The organism is Paraburkholderia flagellata (assembly GCF_021390645.1).
Taxonomy (GTDB): domain Bacteria; phylum Pseudomonadota; class Gammaproteobacteria; order Burkholderiales; family Burkholderiaceae; genus Paraburkholderia; species Paraburkholderia flagellata.
Map to the genome: position 1 here is coordinate 1,573,997 of NZ_JAJEJT010000001.1, position 17,665 is coordinate 1,591,661.

14 protein-coding genes and 1 pseudogene are annotated in these 17,665 nt (G+C 63.7%); 3 read left to right on the plus strand and 12 right to left on the minus strand.

Annotation, left to right across the window (positions count from 1 at the left end; all coding sequences use genetic code 11):
- Positions 1–59: 59 nt before the first annotated feature.
- The 7 genes and pseudogenes from L0U83_RS06875 to L0U83_RS06905 all read right to left on the minus strand — a co-directional run.
- Positions 60–686, minus strand: a pseudogene (locus L0U83_RS06875) (zinc-binding dehydrogenase); the annotation flags it as partial.
- 91 nt (positions 687–777) lie between these two features.
- Positions 778–1,854, minus strand: a complete 1,077-nt coding sequence (locus L0U83_RS06880) for a porin (protein ID WP_233881519.1) — start codon at positions 1,852–1,854, stop codon at positions 778–780.
- A 94-nt stretch (positions 1,855–1,948) separates the two neighbouring features.
- Positions 1,949–2,497: a hypothetical protein gene (locus L0U83_RS06885; RefSeq protein ID WP_233881520.1), complete on the minus strand. Its 549-nt coding sequence runs from the start codon at positions 2,495–2,497 to the stop codon at positions 1,949–1,951.
- Between the two features lie 336 nt (positions 2,498–2,833).
- Positions 2,834–5,887 carry an efflux RND transporter permease subunit gene (locus tag L0U83_RS06890; protein ID WP_233881521.1) on the minus strand — a complete coding sequence of 1,018 codons (3,054 nt, stop codon included), beginning with the start codon at positions 5,885–5,887 and terminating at the stop codon, positions 2,834–2,836.
- Positions 5,884–7,023, minus strand: coding sequence for an efflux RND transporter periplasmic adaptor subunit (locus tag L0U83_RS06895; protein ID WP_233881522.1), 1,140 nt, complete (start codon positions 7,021–7,023; stop codon positions 5,884–5,886). The genes L0U83_RS06890 and L0U83_RS06895 overlap by 4 nt, the downstream gene beginning before the upstream one ends.
- A gap of 5 nt (positions 7,024–7,028) precedes the next feature.
- A complete protein-coding gene (locus L0U83_RS06900; protein ID WP_233881523.1) occupies positions 7,029–8,375 on the minus strand; it encodes a TolC family protein in 1,347 nt (448 codons plus the stop codon).
- Between the two features lie 241 nt (positions 8,376–8,616).
- Positions 8,617–9,570: a class I SAM-dependent methyltransferase gene (locus L0U83_RS06905; protein WP_233881524.1), complete on the minus strand. Its 954-nt coding sequence runs from the start codon at positions 9,568–9,570 to the stop codon at positions 8,617–8,619.
- A 405-nt stretch (positions 9,571–9,975) separates the two neighbouring features.
- Between L0U83_RS06905 and L0U83_RS06910 the strand changes: the two genes are divergently transcribed.
- Both L0U83_RS06910 and L0U83_RS06915 read left to right on the plus strand, forming a co-directional pair.
- Entirely contained in the window at positions 9,976–10,272 is a 297-nt protein-coding gene (locus tag L0U83_RS06910) for a hypothetical protein (RefSeq protein ID WP_233881525.1), read from the plus strand.
- A gap of 463 nt (positions 10,273–10,735) precedes the next feature.
- Complete coding sequence (locus L0U83_RS06915) at positions 10,736–10,912, plus strand: type 2 periplasmic-binding domain-containing protein (RefSeq protein ID WP_233881526.1); 177 nt, start codon at positions 10,736–10,738, stop codon at positions 10,910–10,912.
- Between the two features lie 256 nt (positions 10,913–11,168).
- On the opposite strand, the gene L0U83_RS06920 is transcribed toward L0U83_RS06915, so the two are convergent.
- A complete protein-coding gene (locus tag L0U83_RS06920) occupies positions 11,169–11,393 on the minus strand; it encodes a hypothetical protein (protein WP_233881527.1) in 225 nt (74 codons plus the stop codon).
- A gap of 327 nt (positions 11,394–11,720) precedes the next feature.
- Here L0U83_RS06920 and L0U83_RS06925 point away from each other — a divergent pair, with 327 nt between their 5' ends.
- Positions 11,721–12,800 (plus strand): MBL fold metallo-hydrolase, encoded by a 1,080-nt coding sequence (locus tag L0U83_RS06925; RefSeq protein WP_233881528.1) that lies wholly within the window; start codon positions 11,721–11,723, stop codon positions 12,798–12,800.
- Between the two features lie 130 nt (positions 12,801–12,930).
- Here the strand turns inward: L0U83_RS06925 and L0U83_RS06930 are convergent, their stop codons facing one another.
- The 4 genes from L0U83_RS06930 to L0U83_RS06945 all read right to left on the minus strand — a co-directional run bounded on the left by L0U83_RS06930 (position 12,931) and on the right by L0U83_RS06945 (position 17,663).
- Complete coding sequence (locus tag L0U83_RS06930) at positions 12,931–13,872, minus strand: electron transfer flavoprotein subunit alpha/FixB family protein (RefSeq protein WP_233881529.1); 942 nt, start codon at positions 13,870–13,872, stop codon at positions 12,931–12,933.
- 10 nt (positions 13,873–13,882) lie between these two features.
- A complete protein-coding gene (locus L0U83_RS06935) occupies positions 13,883–14,632 on the minus strand; it encodes an electron transfer flavoprotein subunit beta/FixA family protein (protein ID WP_233881530.1) in 750 nt (249 codons plus the stop codon).
- A 67-nt stretch (positions 14,633–14,699) separates the two neighbouring features.
- A complete protein-coding gene (locus L0U83_RS06940; RefSeq protein WP_233881531.1) occupies positions 14,700–15,854 on the minus strand; it encodes a CaiB/BaiF CoA transferase family protein in 1,155 nt (384 codons plus the stop codon).
- Positions 15,855–15,989: 135 nt separating this feature from the next.
- A complete protein-coding gene (locus tag L0U83_RS06945) occupies positions 15,990–17,663 on the minus strand; it encodes an electron transfer flavoprotein-ubiquinone oxidoreductase (protein ID WP_233881532.1) in 1,674 nt (557 codons plus the stop codon).
- Positions 17,664–17,665 lie beyond the last annotated feature (2 nt).

Consider the following 17,665-nt stretch of genomic DNA (forward strand, 5'->3'; position numbering starts at 1 on the left):
TTAACATAAGATAAATTATCGATGTTTTTAAATTTTCGCAAACATCGAAATCCACCGCATCACATCTCGACAATGACCTTCAGCGCGTGCGTGCTGGCCGCCTGCGAAAACGTCTCATACGCCTTGGACATGTCGTCGAACGCAAACCGATGCGTGATCAGCCGGTTCGGATCAATCCGTCCGGCGCGCACCGTCTTGAGCAGCATGGGCGTGCTCACGGTATCGACAAGACACGTCGTGATCGACACATTACGGTCCCACAGCTTGTCGAGGAACAGCGACGCCGGCACGCCATGCACGCCGATGTTCGCGACCACGCCGCCCGGCGCCACGATCTGCTGGCACAGTTCGAACGTCGCCGGCACGCCAACCGACTCCATGGCGCAATCCACGCCCACGCCGTCCGTGAGCTTCATGACCGCGTCCACGGCGTCGCCCGCGCGTGGATCGATGCACGCCGTCGCGCCGAATCGCTTCGCGCACTCCAGGCGGTTGGCGTCCATGTCGATCATGATGATCTGCGCGGGCGAATAAAACTGCGCGGTCAGGAGCGCGGCCAGCCCGATCGGTCCCGAACCGACGATGGCGACCGTGCTGCCGGGTTCGACCCGGCCGTCGAGCACGCCGCATTCGAAGCCCGTCGGCAGGATGTCCGAGAGCATCACGAGCGCCGCCTCATCGAGACCAACCGACGGACCGCTACCCAATGTCCGATGGCCACGCAGTGATGGCGTGCACGTTCATGCGTTGCGCACGGTCCCTTTGCGCGCTCGAACACTAGAACAGATGCCGGATGCCGACCTGTACGCCGAATTCGCTCTGACCGGGTCCCGGCGTGAGGAACGAACCCGTCGTAATGCTGGCGCCCGCCATCTTGAACTGCGCGGTGCCGTAGTTCTTCAATTCGGAAACCGTGCCGTAGAGCCGAGTCCCCTTCGAGAGGTCGTAGTTGACGATCGCCCCATATTGCAGCGCGTCGTTGCCGAGGTGCGTGCTGTCCTTGGTGTAGGCGGCGCCCGCCCCCACGCTGAAGAATGGCGAGAACCGGTAGTCGGCCGAAAGCGAATACGTGCTATGCCAGTCGCCAGCCGTGTTGCCAACCGGCCCCACCGTCGGATCGTATTTGCCCGCAGGATTGCTGAGCGCGTTGCCGGTGGTCGCGGAAATCACCTCGTTGGCGCGGAAATAGCCGACGTAGATGCGCCCCCACCCGTAGTCGAGATTGCCGCCCGCCATGAATTCCTGCACACGGTTGGAGGCCGTGGCGTTCGCCGCGTTCAAATAGGCGAGCGCGAGATAAACAGGGCCCTGGGTGGTCTGCACGCCGGCCTGATACACCGCATTGCCCGCGAGCGTGCCGGGCTGGCCGCCCACTGAATAGTGCAACTCGACCTGCGTGCCCACGAACTTCGGCGAGATCCACGCAATGTCGTTATCCACGCGCGCCAGCCAGTTCGCAAAGTTGTTGTAACCCGAGGCGTAGGTCGCCGCGCTGAAGGCGTCCATATTGCCGCTCCAGGCGAACATCGGCGTGTTCTGCCGGCCGAAGCGCACCTCGCCGAACCCGCCGCCCACACCGACCCACGCCTGACGATCGAAGAAACGATAGCTGTTCTGCAACTTGCCCGTGCCCGGATCGAAGCCGCTCTCCAGCGCGAAATTCACGCGGTATCCCCCGCCTATGTCCTCCGTGCCGCGCAAGCCCCACCGGCTCGTCATCAAGCCGTTATTGCCGAGCACGGCGAGCGACGTGGTCTTGCCGTCGACTTTCGTGTTCTGGTAGCCGGCGAACACGTCCAGCACGCCATAGAGCGTCACCGACGATTGCGCCATCGCTGACGTACTGACGGTCATCGCCGCACTGATTACCAAAAAACTAAGGATTCCTCTATTTAACGACATCGTCATGTTCCCCTGTTGTTGACTTTTTGATAGTTCAGTGCCGGTCTTAAGGCGTCAGCGCGCGCCCGGTCGCAAGCATGCGCTTGACCACGAGTGCGAGCGGCACGGTGAAGCAAAAGTGCGACATGAAGCCGCCGATGATGACGACCGGGTCGTAGTAGTTAGGATGGTTGTCGGACGCGATACTGATCGCGACATGCATGACGATCCAGGCGAGAATCGCGTAAAAGAGCGCGACGAACGTGGCCTCGTAGCCGCGGCGGCGGAAATACGGCCATACCGTGGCGAACAGCACGCCCCACGCAATGGCGAAGACGAAATGGATGGCAGTCCCGAGGAAATACGCCCAGATGCCGAGGGAGTCCTGCACGCCCTTGCCGAACACGAGGCCGGTGGCGTTGCGGGGAATGCCCGCAAGCGGCATGAGATGCTGGGCGCCAACCCAGATGAGCGCCTCGTAAATCCAGATGATCACCGCGCCTGTCAAGCCGCCGGCAATGCCGGCGCGCAGGATTGCGCCGAGAGTCGGCTTGCCATCGATTGCCCTTCTCGTCCCTTGATATCGACCTTCACCCACGCTTGCATTGCCGCTCATAGCCGTCTCCTCTTGTATTCCTGCACGAAATGATTTTTCGTCAAGATAGAAATGGAGTAAGCGGAAAACTACATCGGGTTAACGGCAAGCGAGTGGCGCTCCGCAAGCAAGAAAGCGCGCGCAAGGCGGGCGTCTGGCTCGCGACGAACGCCGCCGCGCCAAGCTGGACAAGGCTTGGCGCGGCTCAGCGGTGCGAGGCGGGAGGCCGGCGGACAGGTTTGCAGGCTCAGTCGCCGATAAAAGAAATCGATACGGTGGAAACGACTTCGCAACTCCGCGTCTGCAAATCAGCTGCACACCGCTTCGTTTCGCACCTCGTTTTCAATTTGCCGCCACTCACCTGCCCTCCTTCAGCCGCAGCAAGAGACGCAGCAGCACAGGCAGCACCAGCAGCACGAGCGGCATCTGCACGATCAGGCCCGAGATGATCGCGACGGCGAGCGGTTGCTGCATCGCAGAACCCTGGCCAATGGCAAAGGCAAGCGGGAGCAGCGCGAGAATGGCTGCGATGGTAGTCATCGCGATGGGCCGCAGACGGTTGCGGCCCGCGGCCTGCAGCGCCTCCTCGAGCGGCATGCCCTCGTCGCGCACGAGCCCCTGGAACTCGGAGACATAGAAGATCGCGACCTCCGTCACGATGCCGACGATCATCGTCATGCCCATCATCGCGGAGATGTTGAGTTCGATGCCCGTCACCCACAGTCCGATGAAAACGGCGCCGGTGGCGAGCAGCGGCATCGCCATCACCGCGAGCGCCACGCGAAAGCGCTCGTAGAGGAACAGAAGCAAGCCGAACACCAGCGCCACGGCGGCGCCGAACACCGCGAGCAGTCCCTTGAATGCGATCTGCTGTTGCTGGTACAACCCGCCAAGCTCGTAATAGACGCCCGTTGGCAGAAGCGCGGGATCGGCGAGCACGCGCTGCACGTCGGCGATGGTCGAGCCGAGGTCCCGTCCATCGATGCGCGCCGTCACCGCCACCATGCGTTTGAGGTTGTCGCGGCTGATCTCGGGCTGCCCGCTCACGTGCACCGGGTCGGCGACGCGCGACAGCGCGAAAACGTGTCCGTCCGGCGCGCGCAATGGCAGGCGCGCAAGTTCGGTGTCCGTCATTTGCAGCGCGCCTTGCGCACGCACGCGCACGCCGACCGTCTTCGGGCCGTTCTGGAACTGCGTGGCGACGTTGCCGTCCAGCAGGTCCGAGACCTGCTGCGCGATGGCCTGCGGATCCATGCCCTCGGCAGCCGCCGCGTCGGGGCGTATGCGCAGATCGATGGCGTCGCCGGCGGGATTAATGCCATCGTTCACGTCGACGATGCCGCCAATCTTGCCGATGCGTGCGGCCACGCGTTGCGCTGTCGTGTCGAGCACGTTCTGGTCGTCCGAGTAGATCTTGATCTGCACGGGCTGTGGAACCGCAGTGAGATCGCCAATCAGGTCTTCCATCAGCTGCGCAAGCTCGACGTTCACACCAGGCACGTTTGTTTCGATCTGCGAACGGATTTCCTCCATCACCGTGTCGATCGGCTCGCGGCTGCCCGACTTCAGGCGCACGAAGAAGTCACCCTTGTTCGGCTCGTTCAGGTCGCCGCCGAGTCCCGCGCCGGTGCGCCGGGAATACGTCGCCACATTCGGGTTCGCGCGGATGATCGCTTCGATTTGTTGCATCAGACGATCGGTTTCCGTGATCGACGTCCCCGGTTGCGTGTGATAGTCGAGCACGAAACCGCCCTCGTCCATCGACGGCATGAATCCGCTCCCCACGCGCGTGAACGCGAGCGCAGAAAGCAGCGCGAGCGGCACGACGAGCGCGAGCACCCACACGGGCCGTGCGCTCACGCGCGAGACGAGTCGCGCGTAGGTCCGGTTCAGCCACGCGGCGAAGCGCGTTTCGCGATGCTCCTCGGCATCTTTCGCCGTGAGCCAGCGGTCGCAGAGAATCGGAATGGCAAGCCAGGTGACGAGAAACGAAATAAAGAGCGCGCTCGCCATCGTCACGGAAAGCGCCTTGAAGAACGCCCCCGTTACGCCTGAGAGAAAAGCCAGCGGGACAAAGATGATGAGGGTTGCCGCCGAAGAGCCGGCGAGCGGCCGCGTGAATTCGAGCGCCGCGCTCATCACGCGGCCATGGAACGCATGCGCGCCGGCTTCGCGCATACGCCGCGCGATGTGCTCGATCATCACGATTGCATCGTCGATCACGAGGCCCACCGCCGCCGCCATCCCGCCGAGCGTCATGATGTTGAAGCCCATGCCGAACACGTCGAGCAGCAGAATGGTCGCGGCCATCACCACAGGCACGAGCGCCACGGCAATGAGCGTGATCTTCGTGTTGCGCAGAAACACGTAGAGCGTGAGCGCTGCGAGCACTACGCCAATCATGATGGCATCGCGTACGCTCGTGGCCGAGGCGATCACGAGTTCGCTCTGGTCGTACCAGTTCGCAAGCTTCACGCCTTGCGGCATCTGTGCGCCAAATCCTTTGATGCGCGCGCGAATCGCCTGCGCCATCGCCACACTGTTCGCGCCTGGCTGCTGGTAGACGTTGAGCAGCACCGCGTCCTGGCCATCGGCGGTTACGCGAATCCATTGCGGCACGGTCCCCTGTGAAACGCTGGCGACATCACCCAGGCGGATCTGCGTTGCCCCCGCGGACGAGACGACCACGTTTTTCAGCGTATCGAGCCCGCTGAAAGCCGAATTCGCCACGACGAGATAGAGCTTGTCGTGGTCCTCGATGCGACCCGTGGCCATCAACACATTGCCCGCGCCGATCGCGCGCGAAACATCGGCGACAGAAAGCTTGAACGCCGCGAGGCGCGCGGGATCGACGGCAACCTCGAGTTCGTCTCGCGCCCCGCCCGTCACATCCACGCGCGCCACGCCCGCAACAGAGGACAGCAGCGGACGCAACTGGAACTGCGCGAGATCGTGGAGTTGCGAGAGTGACAATCGCGACGATGTCAGGCTGTACGCGAGGACCGGAAACACCGTCGGGTCCATGCGGCGCACCTGCATCGTGGTGCCGGGCGGCAGCGTCGCGAGGATTTCGGCGATGGCCGACTGCGCCTGCAACGTGGCTTGCGACATGTCCGTGCCCCAGTCGAAATTCAGCGAGATCTCCGCCGCGCCCCGGCTCGTGCGAGATTCCACGTCGCGTACGTTCGGCACGCGCCGCAACGCTTCTTCCACCGGCATCGTGACGAGCGTCGCCATCTGTTCAGCGGGACGATCGCCCGCGTCGAGCGAAATCACGGCGCGCGGAAAGGACACGTTCGGAAAGAGAGAGATCGGCAGGCGCAACGCGGTGAGCGCACCGGCAAGCGCTGCAAGCACGATCACGAACAAAAGCGAACGCCGATGGCGCTGCATCCACTCGCTGAACGTCATCGCGCGCCGCCTTGCGCCACACGCACGGCCATGCCGTCTTCGAGTTCGTAGTTCCCTACGACGACGAGCGGCCGCGAGGCGTCGAGCGCGCCATCCACGCCGTACGCATCGCCATGCTCGACCTTCACGGTCACATCGACGCGGTGCGCCTTGTTGTTCGGCGCGACTTGATAGACATACCTGCCCTTCGCGTCCTGAAGTACCGCGGCGCGCGGCACGTTCCACCACGTGCCAGTCTGCGTGTCGATGTCGGCCCGCACGCGCGTGCCTGGCAGGAATGCGGTGCCCGCGAGCGGTACGTTCGCGCCCACGTTCACTAGCTGGCTCTGCGCGTCAATGGCTGCGCCGACAAGCACGATGCGCCCTTGCGCACGCTGCGAACCGAGCGAGGCCGACAGCGGGCGCAGCACGACACGATCGCCGGCGTGCAGCGCGAGCGCGTCGGCAGGTTCGACGCCCAGCGAAATGTTCGCGGTATTGCCCGCGGGACCGTTGGCTGCGACGAGTTGCGCGAGCGCCGTGCCCGCCTGGATCTGGTCGCCGGGCACCGCGGCAAGCTGCACGACGACGCCAGCCACAGGCGCCGTGACGGTTTTCGAACCCGGCGCAACGCCCGTCGCGCGTTGGGCAGCAAGCGCCTGCTGTGCATCGTCGAGCGCCTTTTGCGCCGCCGCGAACTGCGATTGCGTGGCGAGACCGTCGTGCAAGAGCGCGCCGGTGCGTGCGAGTTCGCCACGTGCGAGCGTCGCCGCGCTTTGTGCCTGCGTATACGCGATCACGGCGTTCGGATCGGCTTGCACGACGAAGAGCGGCGCGCCTCGCGCTACGGTCTGTCCCGGCTGCACGAGCACGCGCGTCACGCGTGCGAGATACGGAAGGCTGATGGTCGTTGCGTTCGAGGCTGCGGACGCAACCGAGCCATAAGCGACAACGGTTTGAGAAACCGGCTCGCGCATCACATGCACGACCTGCACGGCGGCAGATGGCGCGGGCGAGCTGCCCGCCGTGCCGGTGTCGTCCGCGCGCGCGACATGCGGTGCGAAAAGCGCTGCGCTGGAGGCTAGCGCGGCCGCAGCGCCGAGTGCGCAGACGGTGACGCGCGTGCGCGCGCCGCAAAGGAAGCGGTGGTCGGTCATGGAGATCAACGTGCAACGATGTTGTTGGAGGACGCGCTTTCAGCCGTGGCGCCTCGCGCGGGCGGAGTCTTGTACGGATCGGGAATCGCGCTGCCGAGCAGCGCCTGGAGAGCAATACGTTGTTCCGCTAGCGCTTCGCGCGCAGTGGCGGCATCGACGCGACGCGCGAGCGCCGCGCTTTGCGCGTCGACGTACTGCCCAAGCACGATGTTGCGCGCCGCGTAGGCGTCGCGCGCCTGCGCGGCGGCACGTTCGAGCCCTGGCAGCGCAGCGTCGTCCTGATCGAGTTGATGCGCGGCGATCGCGCCATCTGCACGCAGGTGGGCGATATCCGCGTAAGCCGCGTTCAGGCGCGTCTGGTATTCGTCCGCCAGACGCTGTCGTGTCGCTTGCTCGATGGCGATATTGCCGCGATTGCGATTGAAGACCGGCAACGTGAGATTGATTGCGAAGCCGCTTGTGTAGATTTCCGAAGTGTCGCGCTGCCGCGTAAAGCCCACCGAGAGGCTCGGGAACTGGTTGAGGATCGCGGCGCGGTACTTCTGCTCCTGCGCTTCGTAGCCTGCCTGGAGCGCAATCAGATCGGGACGGCGCTGCGCCAGCATCGCAGTCGCTGCATCGAGCGTGCCGTCGGGTATCGGCGTGACTGCCGTGTCGCCTGTAAGCGCAAGCGTCGTGTCGGGCGCGAGGCCGAGCAGCGCGTTGAGGTCATGGTGCGTCTGCTCGCGCGCGCGCTGCATATCGGTGTACTGCTTGCGAGCGTCTTCGTATGCGGTGAGCGATGCGGTGACGCTGTCTTGCGTCACGTTGTGTTCGCTTGCCGCGCGCGCGGTGCGTTCGTAACGCGTGCGGGCCAGTGACATCTGCTGCTCGAACAGCGGCAGCACCTCGTCCTGAAAGCGCGCTCTCACGTACAGTTGCTTCGCCTGCGCCACGACCTGCCACTCCTGCCAGAGCAGACCGAGGTCGGTCTTGCGAACCGTGGCGTTGGCGGACTTCGTGTTCGCACCGCGTGTGACAATCGCCATCACGTCCATGCTCAGGCCATAGCTGAACGCGCGCGAGAGCCCCACAGCGCCGGGATAATCGCTGGAAACGCTCACTTGGGGATCTGGCAGGAGTCCGGCCGAAAACGCCTGCGCTTGCGCGATGCCGAGATCGTCACGCGCAAGTGTCAGGTCCGGATTATTGGCGACGGCCAGCATCGCGACGTCTTCGATGTCGAAGCCATCGGACGGATCGAAGCGATGTGCCGCAAGCTCGGGCAACGGCATTTTCGCGGGATCGATCTGAACCCGTTCGAGCCCGTCCTGCGTGACCAGCGAAGGCCCCGTAGCCAATGGCTGTGCCATGTAGCTTGTGCATCCGGCAAGCAGTGCGGTGCCCGATGTAACGGCGACGAGCGTGGCACGCGCGCTAGCAGGAATGGAGAGACGAAAGACGCGCGGCAATGTCGCGCGAGACTGCGGGCTGGACAAAATACACTCCTTGAGCCAATCCCGCGCAGCATGAATGCGCGAGCATGAACCTGAACGCACACCACTCGTTCGTGGCGTAGCGGCAGGCATGCGGCGCATTCTGCAGGGTAAACGCTTATGCAATCCTTAAGCACGCGTTCGCGTCTGCTATCCAGGGCTTTTTCGCCGTCAGGTACGCAATGCGCTCCGCGCCGAGTTGCGTTCCGCTTTCAAAAATCGCGCGCATTCGCACTTCCAGGTACATGCGCTCATCGCGGGTAAATTCCTTCTCGAAGACCTCTTCCAGGCTGGGCGCCAACGGGTGCGGCGAGGTGCGGAGAAACGTTTCCCAAGGAAGGCTGTCTTCAGTTCGCACATCGATGTGCAATTCCAGATGAATGTCTGTGAATCCCGCGTCGATCGCGAAGCGGACAAGGTCGCGTTCGCCATAATTCGTAATCGGCAGCGCGCGCGCCTTCTCCTCAGTGTCGGGAAACTGCGCCGCCCGGCATCGGAGCAACAAGGGAAAGAACGGATCTTCCGTGTTGAATGCACGGGCATCGACCAGTTGCTTGAGCATGCAAACCTCAAGCGCTTCGTCACGCAAAATCGGCTCTGCGATGGCCAAGCGCCCGCCCGGTTTGAGTATGCGGTTGAGTTCTCGCATTGCAGCGGGCTTGTCTTCCACATACGCCAGAACTGCGCGCATCGTGGCAGCATCGACAGCTTCGTTGGCAATGCCTTCCAGATGCTCGGCGCGGCCGTGTATGAATGCGCACTGTCCGCTCACCCCCAGACTTCGCGCGGTCTCTTCCGTGTGCCGCAGCAACGGAGCCGAAATATCGGTCATGAGCACCCGGATTGATGCGCCGGCCCGCTCTATCGCGCGAAACCCGACGAGACCGTCACCCGTGCCGATGTCAGCCAATGTCATGCCGGGACGAAGGCGAACGTTATCCAGCACCCGGTCTGCGTATCTCGTGATCTCAGCACGGACGTCGTGCTCATGGGCGCGATCGTCGCCATGACGCTGCCGGAGGACCCATGTGGACCAGTTATCGTGAGTGACGTTGTTCGTGAGCGGCAGCAAGATAGATTTCCAGGGGAAACTTGAAAGACCTGGGGGATGGTAGCCATGTATTCTGATGAACTCCTTATCGAAGAAATATTCTCGACGTGGAGTCCCTATTTTTCGAGAACAAAGATTTACTTTTTAAACCTGAATAAAAGTCGCTTCTATTCCAGAAAATACCGTCGACAGTTTCGATGGGTAGACACACCAAGGCACCGGGTGTCGGGAAACTCGGACCTGTGCAGCTATAGAAGGCAAATCGCCCGGATATTATAAATAGCGCTAACGCAAATCGAACCAAAGCTTATGCGAGCCTTAAGTTGATTCGTTTTCAAAGAATAAATACTTCTTAAGTATTTGGAAGGTGCTCCGATAAACCGTGCGCTGTTCACGGTTTTTTCTCTCTTTTTTGGAGACCTTCTGATGACGATCCAGGCAGTTTCTAGCCAACCCGCCGCTGCGACAGCAGCGAATAACGGCGCGCAGAACCAGCAGGCGACTGCGGCTGCGCAACCGGCCAGCAAGACACAGCCGCAGTCCAATACGACGACACAGGGTTCCACGTCGTCAGCTTCGTATGCCGTCACGATCAGCAACGCCGCACGCGCTGCATTTGCCGAAGCCACTGAAACTTCGGTACAGACCGCGCAGGAAGCCAACCGCGGAGATCGACAGGCTCAACGCCTGCTTGCGAAGGAGCAGGCCAATAAGGTTGGGTGACGAGCGAAGCGTGCGATAGACGCTGTCTGACGGCTACGCACGCGCCACGCTCCAAGGAACGGGCGCCGGAACTCGTCGATCCGTGCTTCGGCGTTCGTGATCCGCTTGCACGTTGCGCGAAAGCCGCGACGTGCAAGCCTCCCCTATTCGGCAAGACCACTCGACGCGCTCCATGTTCGCCACCAAATCTGACTGATAAGATAACTATTGTTATCACAATGAGTCTGTATTTTATGCAAACACGCTGTTCCAGAAACGTGCCGCAACCAGCCGACATGTCGGCTCGGTTTCCATCGCGTTGCGCGAGAGCGGGAGCGTGCATGCGCCTCACGCAAAGTGCGCTCTCCCATCACATCGAGGCGCTCGAAGGCTCCTACGGCATGCCGCGCTTCGGGCGCAAATCGGCGCCCCGACCCGTTTACGCCGGTCGGCAAGCGTCTTTCATCCGTTGTTTCGTTTCGAGATGGTCGAACTCGTCGTGAACAATCATCCGCTTGCGCAGAACGATTACCTTGCGGCAGCGGATTTCCGTGACGAATCGCCGATTCCCATGCCGGTCGAAGACGACGCACTGAATATCGTGAAGGCACTCCTCGAGCCCACGAGCGCGACGCCGCCGCGCTGGGCCGTCCAGATCTAGCTTCAGTGACAATATGGACAGTGCGGTCGGTCACGCCCGAAGGCCTACCGGCGCGCGGCAGGGCGCCCTATGTCGTCGAATTCTTCGTGCTACTCAAGGAAAAGAGTGCGCAGACGCTATCGGACGTGGCGCACCGTTCATGCTGCTGGACAGGCATGCGAGGAGCATCACACGCCGGGCGTCGCAACGCAGGGGTTCATTGACGGCATGCGCCGTAAAGAGATCTCGTGAACGCGTTTATCGCGGACGCGCCGTTTCAGGATGCGAACGCGAGCGCCGCATCTTCCGGAATATTTTCGAGCGCACGGCTGCCATCGCGCAGCGCTTCGCTCTCGCCGGTGAAGGTCGTTTCGCTGTACGCGATGAGCTTGAAGCCGCTACCCGCGCTGCGAGGGATGGTGATACCCCAATGCCACCCACCTTCCTGTTCGAAGACGTGCAGCTTCAGAGATGCATGCAATGTATTTGATCGAGTCGTCATGTCACGCCCTCCTTTGCGAAAGCGTCGAGGTAGCCGGCAGACCTGGTCAGTGTAGGCATCATTTTGTTGCGGCGCAATAAGTATCGACGTTGAGGCGCGATGCTACGCCATCCGGCGTCGTCATCCGGCAACAAAGCGAAACAGGCGGCAACGAGAAGCAACAAGCGGAAACAAAAGTAAGCAGGCGCGGGCAGCGCAGAATCGGGCCGCAGGGTCGTGCGTCATGCACTCTGCCCCCAAACGAACGTGGGCGGCGACGCCGCGTTCGCGCTATCCTGCGCGATACGAGAAAGTTTGCGCGCCCCATTTCCTTATGTCCCACGACGCATGACTGAACGCACCGAAGATATCTCCAGCAGCACACAATCAGCGCTGCGCTACCCCTACGCGGAACCGCCTGCGCCTGGCTCGACCATCGAGATCGCGCCGGGCGTGCGCTGGCTGCGCATGCCGCTGCCGTGGGCGCTCGACCACATCAACGTGTGGCTCATCGACGAGACCGAAGGTTGCGCCGTGGTCGATACGGGCGCCCGCACGGACGCCGCCACGGCTGTCTGGCGCGCGATCCTGGCGACAGGCGGCGAGCCGCGCGCGGTGTCACGCGTGACGCGCGTGCTGGTCACGCACATGCACCCGGATCATGTGGGCATGGCCGGCTGGCTCACGCGCGCGTTCGACTGCCGGCTCTGGATGACGCGCACCGAGTACTTCAACTGCCGCGTGGCGGCGGCCGACACGGGCCGCGAAGCGCCCGCCGACGCGCTCGACTTCTATCGCCGCGCGGGCTGGAGCGAGTCGGCGATCGATGTCTACCGCGCGCGCTTTGGCCGCTTCGGCCAGCATATCCACGCGCTGCCCGAAAGCTTCCGGCGCCTGCAGGACGGCGAGGTCGTGCGCATCGGCGCGCACGACTGGCGCGTCATCGTCGGCATGGGGCATTCGCCGGAACACGCCTGCTTCTACTGTCCGGCGCTGAAGCTCTTCATCTCCGGCGACCAGGTGCTCCCACGCATCTCCTCGAACGTTTCGGTCTATCCGATTGAGCCCGACGCGGACCCGATGGCCCAGTGGTACGCCTCGTTCGACAAACTGCAACGCGAAGTGCCCGACGATGTGCTCGTTCTTCCCTCGCATAACGACTGCTTTTACGGGCTGCACGCGCGCATCGAGCGTTTGCGCCAGGGGCAGGACAAGAGCCTCGCGCGTCTGCGCGCAGCGCTTGCCGAACCGCGTCGGGCCGTGGATGTGTTCGGTGCGCTGTTCGCGCGGCGCATTGGCGAGGACGATCTCGGGCAGATGAGCCTCGCGACCGGCGAGAGCCTTGCGTGCCTGAACTACTTGACGTACCGCGGCGAAGTCAAACGCGAGCTGCACGACGACGGCATGTACTGGTATTCGCGGACGTAAACTCGCGGGCGTAAAAAATGGCAGGGAAGGCACAAGCCCTTCCTGCCACAAGCCGCATCGACGGCACGCACCGGAAAACCCGGAAAATCGCCGGTCGGCCGGTACGTTTGCACTGGCCGCGCTGCGTCGCCTAGAGCGCCGCGACCAGTTCAGGCACTGCCTCGAACAGGTCCGCTTCGAGGCTGAAATCTGCCACACTGAAGATCGGCGCTTCGGCATCCTTATTGATCGCCACGATCACCTTCGAGTCCTTCATGCCCGCGAGATGCTGGATCGCGCCGGAAATGCCGCACGCGAAGTACACCTGGGGCGCGACGATCTTGCCAGTCTGCCCCACTTGCCAGTCGTTCGGTGCGAAGCCTGCGTCCACGGCCGCGCGGCTCGCGCCAAGCGCGGCGCCGAGCTTGTCGGCGAGCGGCGTGAGCACGGCGTTGAACTTCTCGCTGCTGCCAAGCGCCCGGCCGCCGCTCACGACGATGCGCGCGTCCGCAAGCGCGGGCCGCTCGCTCTTCGTCACGACGCGTTCGACGAACGCGCTAAGGCCGCTGTCCGCGACCGCTGCGACGCTTTCGACCTGTGCCGCACCGCCCTGCGCCGCCGCGTCGAAGCCCGTCATGCGCACCGTGACGACCTTCACCGCTTCGGCGCTTTGCACGGTCTGAATCGCGTTGCCCGCGTAGATCGGCCGCTCGAATGTGTCCGCGCTCACCACGCGCGTGATCTCGGAGATCTGTGCGACGTCCAGCAGCGCCGCCACACGGGGCGCGACGTTCTTGCCGACACTCGTGGCGGCAAAGAGGATGTGCCCATAATTGGCGGCCACGGCCAGCACTTGCGCCGCGACGTTTTCGGCGAGCGCGTCGGCGAGTGCCGCGCCATCGGCGTGCAGCACCTTCGCGACTCCCGCGATGCGCGCCGCCGCCTCTGCCGCGCCTGCCGCGTTGTGCCCCGCCACCATCACGTGCACTTCGTCGCCGCATTGGCGGGCGGCCGTTACCGTGCTGAGGGTAGCCGACTTGATCGAGACGTGGTCGTGCTCGGCGACGACCAGAACAGGTTTACCAGCAGTCATTTGCATTCCTTCAGATCACTTTCGCTTCGTTCTTCAGCTTCGCGACCAGCGTCGCGACGTCGGGCACCTTGACGCCGGCCGCGCGGCCCGCGGGCTCCGCGGTCTTGAGCGTGGTGAGGCGCGGCGCGACGTCCACGCCGAGTTGCGCGGGCGTGGTCGTGTCGAGCGGCTTTTTCTTGGCCTTCATGATGTTGGGGAGCGTCGCGTAGCGCGGCTCGTTCAGGCGCAGGTCGGTCGTCACGATGGCCGGCAGCGCGAGTTGCACGGTCTCGAGGCCGCCGTCGATCTCGCGTGTCACACGCGCTTTGCCGTCTGCAATTTCGACTTTGCTCGCGAACGTCGCTTGCGGGCGCGCGGTGAGCGCGGCCAGCATCTGGCCCGTCTGATTGCAGTCGTCGTCGATGGCCTGTTTGCCGAGAATCACGAGCTGCGGCGCTTCCTTGTCGATCAGCGCCTTGAGCAGCTTGGCGACTGCGAGCGGTTCGAGCGCGGCGTCCGTCTCGATTAGCACGCCACGGTCGGCGCCGATCGCCATGGCCGTGCGCAGCGTCTCCTGGCAGGCGGCGGGACCGCACGACACCGCGACCACTTCGCTCGCCACGCCCTGCTCTTTCAGCCGCACGGCCTCTTCCACGGCGATCTCGTCAAAAGGATTGATGCTCATCTTGACGTTCGCGAGATCGACGCCCGAGCCGTCCGCCTTGACGCGAACCTTTACGTTGGCGTCCACCACGCGTTTGATTGCTACCAACACCTTCATGTCTTCCTCCAGATCGATACATTCAATGCCGCTGTTTGATACGCGCAACCGCGCTGCACAGCGTCACTTACTCCTGATAACCGAGCCCATGCTCGCGCATGCGCGCAACCGTCCGTTCGTCGAAGCCCCAGTCGAGCAGCGCGGCAAGACCATGCTCGCCTCTCGCCGGGGCCTTGTGGCCGATGGCCGAAGGCGTGGCCGAGAAGCGCGGCGCGGGCGCCGGCTGCACGACGCCGTGCGCCTCGACGAAGCTTGCGCGCGCAACGTTGTGCGGATGCTTCGGCGCTTCGGAAAAACCCAGCACGGGCGCGACGCAGGCATCGCTGTCCTCGAACACGGCGCACCATTCGTCGCGTGTACGCGTGAGGAACGCCGCCTCGAAATGTTGGCGCAGCACGGGCCAACCCTTGCGGTTGTGCTGCTTCGGCAGGTCGGCATTGGCGAGCCCGAGCTTGTCGAGCAACTGCGCATAGAAGCGCGATTCCACCGCGCCCACCGCCATGTACTGGCCATCTTTCGTGAGGTAGCTGTCGTACCAGGGCGTGCCGCCGTCGAGCAGATTGCTCTCGCGCGCTTCGCGCCAGTTGCCGGACGCCATGAGCCCCCACACGATGGAGCCGAGTTGCGCCGCGCCCTCGACCATCGCCGCGTCTACCACCTGCCCCGAGCCGCCGCGCTGCACGTTGCACAGCGCCGCAACCACGCCGAGCGCGAGCAGCATGCCGCCGCCGCCATAGTCGCCCACGAGATTCAGCGGCGGCACCGGCGCCTCGCCAGCGCGCCCGATGCCGGAAAGCACGCCCGAAAGCGCGATGTAGTTGAGGTCGTGCCCGGCGCGCTGCGCGAGCGGCCCGCTCTGCCCCCAGCCGGTCATGCGGCCGTAGACGAGTTTCGGGTTGCGCGCAAGCGCCGCTTCGGGGCCGAGGCCCAGCCGCTCCATCGTGCCGGGGCGAAAGCCCTCGATGAGGACATCGGCCTCGGCGATCAGGTCCAGTGCGACCTGTGCCGCTTCGGGTCGCTTGAGGTCGAGCGTGATCGAGCGCCGGCCGCGGCCCGTCACATCCACCTGCGCGCCCTCACGTTTTGGCCCGAGATCGTCGGGGGCGACGGGCCGGTTCACACGGATGATGTCCGCCCCCATGTCAGCCAGCAGCATCGTGCCGAAGGGAGCCGGACCGATTGCCTCGAACTCCAGTACGCGAAAACCGCTCAATACGCCCATTCCTTGTCTCCGTTGCGTTGTTGCCGTATCGATGAACATACGGCAAAACGTCGCGGTTGAACCCACCCGGTAGCGGTGGGTGCGGCCGGCGCAAGGGAATGGCTCGACAAGGGGCGCGAACGCGCCGCCCTGTGCTTACATATTCGGATAATTCGGTCCGCCGCCACCTTCGGGGGTGACCCACACGATGTTCTGCGTCGGGTCCTTGATGTCGCACGTCTTGCAGTGCACGCAGTTCTGCGCGTTGATCTGCAGGCGGTCTTCTTCCTGCTCGTCCTTCACGAACTCGTAGACGCCTGCGGGGCAAAAGCGCGCCTCGGGTCCTGCGTAAGTCGTGAGGTTGATACCAACGGGCACGCTCGCGTCCTTGAGCGTCAGATGCGCAGGCTGGTTCTCCTCGTGGTTGGTGTTCGAGATGAACACCGAGGAGAGCCGGTCGAACGTGAGCTTGCCGTCAGGTTTCGGATACTCGATCGGCTTGCACTGCGAGGCCGGTTTCAGCATCTCGTGGTCGCGATGCTGGTGATGCAGCGTCCACGGCACGTTGCCGCCCAGGAGCTTCTGCTCGATGCCGACCATCAGCGTGCCCAGGTACAGGCCCTTGCTCATCCACTGCTTGAAGTTGCGCGCCTTGTAGAGTTCCGTGTGGAGCCACGACTGCTTGAACGCTTCCGGATAGGCCGCGAGTTCGTCGCTCTGGCGGCCGGCCTGCACGGCTTCAAAGGCGGCATCGGCCGCGAGCATGCCGGTCTTGATCGCCGCGTGGCTGCCCTTGATGCGCGAGGCGTTCAAAAAGCCCGCGTCGTCGCCCACGAGCGCGCCGCCCGGGAACACGAGCTTGGGCAGCGACATCAGGCCGCCCGCGGTAATCGCGCGCGCGCCGTACGATACGCGCTTGCCGCCTTCGAGGTACTTGCGGATTTCCGGGTGCGTCTTGTAGCGCTGGAATTCCTCGAACGGCGAGAGATACGGGTTCTGGTACGCCAGACCGACGACAAAACCCACCATCACCTGGTTGTTGTCGATGTGGTACAGGAACGAGCCGCCGTAGGTGTCCGATTCGAGCGGCCAGCCGGCGGTGTGAATCACGAGACCCGGCTGGTGCTTCGCCGGATCGATCTCCCAGAGTTCCTTGATACCGATGCCGTAGACCTGCGGGTCCGAATCCTTGCCCAGCTTGAACTTCTCGTTCAGCTGCCGGCCCAGGTGACCGCGGCAGCCTTCGCAGAACAGCGTGTATTTGGCGTGCAGCTCCATGCCGAGCTGGAAGTTCTCGGTGGGCTCGCCGTCCTTGCCCACACCCATGTTGCCGGTAGCGACGCCCTTGACCGAGCCGTCGTCGTTGTAGAGCACCTCGGCAGCCGGGAAGCCCGGGAAGATCTCCACGCCCAGCGCCTCGGCCTGCTGGCCCAGCCAGCGCGTTACATTGGCAAGGCTGATGACGTAGTTGCCGTGGTTCTTGAAGTTGTCGGGCAGCGCCCAGTTCGGCACCGATTTAGCCCCCGTTTCGGAAAGAAAAAGGAACTTGTCCTCGGTCACAGGCACGTTCAGCGGTGCGCCTTGCTCTTTCCAGTCCGGAATCAGCTCGTTCAGGGCACGCGGATCCATGACCGCGCCCGAGAGGATATGCGCCCCGATTTCCGAGCCCTTTTCCAGCACGCACACGCCGATTTCAGCGCCTTTCTCCGCGGCCAGCTGCTTCAGGTGGATCGCGGCGGACAGGCCGGCCGGGCCACCGCCGACGATCACCACGTCGTATTCCATCGACTCGCGTGGGCCGTATTGCGCAATCAGATCACTCGACGACATAT